Genomic DNA, 3,147 nt, shown 5'->3' with positions numbered 1-3,147 from the left:
CATCAAGATATAGGAAAATATACTAAATCTTATGGATCTAAAATATTACTTCACTATGAAAGTGATGGAGATTTAATTAAAAAATTAGGGATATACAATACTATAATTAATTCTTTAAATGAAAATCATATTGAATATATAGAGCTTGGAGGAGTTGTTCCGAATCCAAGGTTATCTCTTGTAAAAAAAGGAATTGAAATTTGTAAAGATGAAAAAATAGATTTTATTTTAGCTATTGGTGGTGGAAGTGTTATTGATTCAGCAAAGGCTATTTCTTTAGGAGCAAAATATGATGGTGATGTTTGGGATTTCTTTACAGGAAAAGGAGAAGCAAAATCATCATTAGGTGTTGGAGTAGTATTAACAATACCTGGTTCAGGGTCTGAAATGTCAGAGAGTTCTATAATAAGTTATGAAGAGTTAAAAATGAAGTGCGTTTGTGATACAGAAGAAAACTTTCCAGCTTTTTCTATGTTAGATCCACAAGTGTGTTATACAATTCCAAAGAAATTAATGGCATGTGGAGTAGCAGATATAATGTCTCATATAATGGAGAGATATTTTAGTAAGGCAAAAGATACACAGTTAAATGATGCTTTATTAGAAGCAGCAATGAGAACAGTTGTTGAATTTGGACCTAAAATTATAGAGGATCCAAAGAATTACAATAATTGTGCTCAAATAATGTGGTCTTCTACAATAGCTCATAATGGAATGATTGCAGCGGGTAAAATTGCAGATTGGGCTTCTCATAGGATTGAACATGAAATTAGTGCTATCTACGATATAACTCACGGAGCAGGAATGGCCATTATTTTTCCAGCATGGTTAAAATATGTTAAAGATAAGAATAATATAGAGTTTTTATCAAAGTTTGCTAAAAATGTATTTTCTATAGAGGAAAACAAAGATAAAGATTTAATGGCAATAAAGGGTATTGAAAAACTTGAAGAATTTTTCAATAATTTAGGACTTGATACTCATCTTGAAAAATTTAATATAAATGATGAAGATTTTGAAGTTATGGCTAAAAAAGCTTTAGGAAATAGTGAGACTTTAGGTAGGTTTAAAGAGTTGAATAAAGATGATATTATAAATATTTTAAAAATCTCAAAATAGGAAGAGGAGGAAAAATGTTACTTAAAAATGAGAGAGAAGAAGTTATTGAATATGGAAAAAAAATGATTTTAGATGGTTTAACAAAAGGAACTGGAGGAAATATAAGTGTATTAAATTGTGAAAAAAACTTAATGGCTATTACTCCGAGTGGAATTGATTACTTAAAGCTTTGTCCAGAGGACATTGTAATAATTGATGTGGAAACTGGAAAAATAGTTGATGGAGACAAAGTTCCATCGAGTGAATCAGATATGCATAGAATTTTTTATAAATATAGAAAAGATATAAAAGCAGTTGTGCATACACATTCAAAATATGCAACAGCTTTATCTTGTACAAATCAAAAACTTCCAGCAGTTCATTATCTATTGGCAGTTGCTGGAGTAGATGTTCCATGTGCAGAGTATGCAACTTATGGAACTGTAAAACTGGCAAAAAATGCTTTTAAGGCTATGGAAGGGACAAAAGCAGTACTTTTAAGTAATCATGGAATGATAACAGGTGGAGAAACTTTAGCAGAAGCCTATAATATTACAGAAAATGTTGAATTTTGTTGTGAACTATATTCTATTTCAAAAACAATGGGAGAACCACAAATACTTCCAAAGGAAGAGATGGAACAAATGATAGAAAGATTTAAAAATTATGGAAAAAGAACAGAGGAACATGAAGAAATTTAAAGATAGATATTAAAATTAAATATAATAACAATGGAGGAACAATGGAAAAAAAAGGAGATATAAGAGGGTTAATACCATTATTTATTTTTTTAGTATTGTATGCTAGTGTTGGGATTATTACAAAGGATTTTAACAAATTACCTTTATTAGTTGCTTTTATTATTACAACAGGAATTTCACTTGCTTTAAATAAACCAGGAAAAAAAGAAACATTGGATGAGAAAGTAGAGCTATTTTGTAAAGGAGCAGGAGATTCTACTTTAATGATGATGGTAATTATATTTTTACTTGCTGGTGGTTTTTATTCAGTAGCAGATGCTATGGGAGCTGTTAGTTCTACAGTAAATTTAGGATTATCTATTTTACCAGCAGAGATGCTACTACCTGGATTGTTTTTAGTAGGATGTGTTTTAAGTTTTTCAATGGGAACATCAATGGGAACAGTAAGTGCATTAATTCCTGTGGCTGTAGGTATTGGAAAAGAAACAGGAATAGCTTTACCATTGGTATGTGGTGTTGTTATTGGTGGGGCAATGTTTGGAGATAATATGTCATTTATTTCTGACACAACAATTGCAGCAACTAGAACTCAAGAAGTTGGAATGAAAGATAAATTTAAAGTGAATTTTGCTATTGTATTACCTGCTGTTATTATTAATTTAGTTTTAATATCTTTAATGGGTGGAAAAGGAGTTCCAGATAAAATATATGATTATAATTTAATTAATTTAATACCGTATGTATCAATAATATTATTATCTTTAATTGGATTAAATGTGATTATTGTATTAACAATTGGAATAGCTTTAGGATTAGGAATTGGATTACTACATGGATCTTTTGGTTTTTTAGAAATTTTTGAAATATTACAAAGAGGTTTTGGTTGGATGCAAAATATATCTATGATAGCTTTAGTAGTTGGTGGAGTTGTAGCTCTTATGCATCATCTAGGAGGAGTAGATTATATTTTAGAAAATTTAACAGCAAGAATTAAAAGTAAAAAAGGAGCAGAGTTTGGAATTGCTGCTCTTGTAAGTATCTTAGTATTATCAACAACTAATAATACTGTTTCTATAATAACAGCTGGACCTTTAGCAAAAGATATTGGTGATAAATTTAATGTAGATCGTAAAAGAATAGCTGGACTTTTAGATATATTCTCTTCAGCTTTTCAAGGAATAATGCCTTATGCAGGGCAATTGCTTGTAGCAGCAGGAATGGCTCAGATTTCTCCAGCATCAATAGTTCCATATACATGGTATTCAATGCTTATGATAGTAATGGGATTATTATCAATAATAACAGGATTCCCAAATTTTAAAACTACTCAAACAACAAAGGATGGATT

The 3,147-nt window shown here is 29.9% G+C and carries 3 protein-coding genes; all 3 read left to right on the top strand.

All coding sequences use genetic code 11. The features are described 5' to 3' along the window. Positions 1-1,119, top strand: a 1,119-nt coding sequence (locus tag Q0V09_RS09740) for an iron-containing alcohol dehydrogenase (protein WP_297489024.1), incomplete at its 5' end; no start/stop codon positions are given. 14 nt (positions 1,120-1,133) lie between these two features. Further along, the gene (locus Q0V09_RS09735) at positions 1,134-1,799 is read left to right on the top strand and encodes an L-fuculose-phosphate aldolase (protein ID WP_297489021.1); all 666 of its coding nucleotides are present in this window, start codon (positions 1,134-1,136) and stop codon (positions 1,797-1,799) included. Between the two features lie 41 nt (positions 1,800-1,840). Beyond that, on the top strand, positions 1,841-3,147 hold a 1,307-nt coding region (locus Q0V09_RS09730), incomplete at its 3' end, for a Na+/H+ antiporter NhaC family protein (RefSeq protein WP_297489019.1).

Source organism: uncultured Cetobacterium sp., from assembly GCF_947039425.1.
In the GTDB taxonomy this organism is placed as follows: domain Bacteria; phylum Fusobacteriota; class Fusobacteriia; order Fusobacteriales; family Fusobacteriaceae; genus Cetobacterium_A.
The sequence above is the reverse complement of the archived record's forward strand: the minus strand, read 5'-3'. Positions and strand labels throughout refer to the sequence as shown.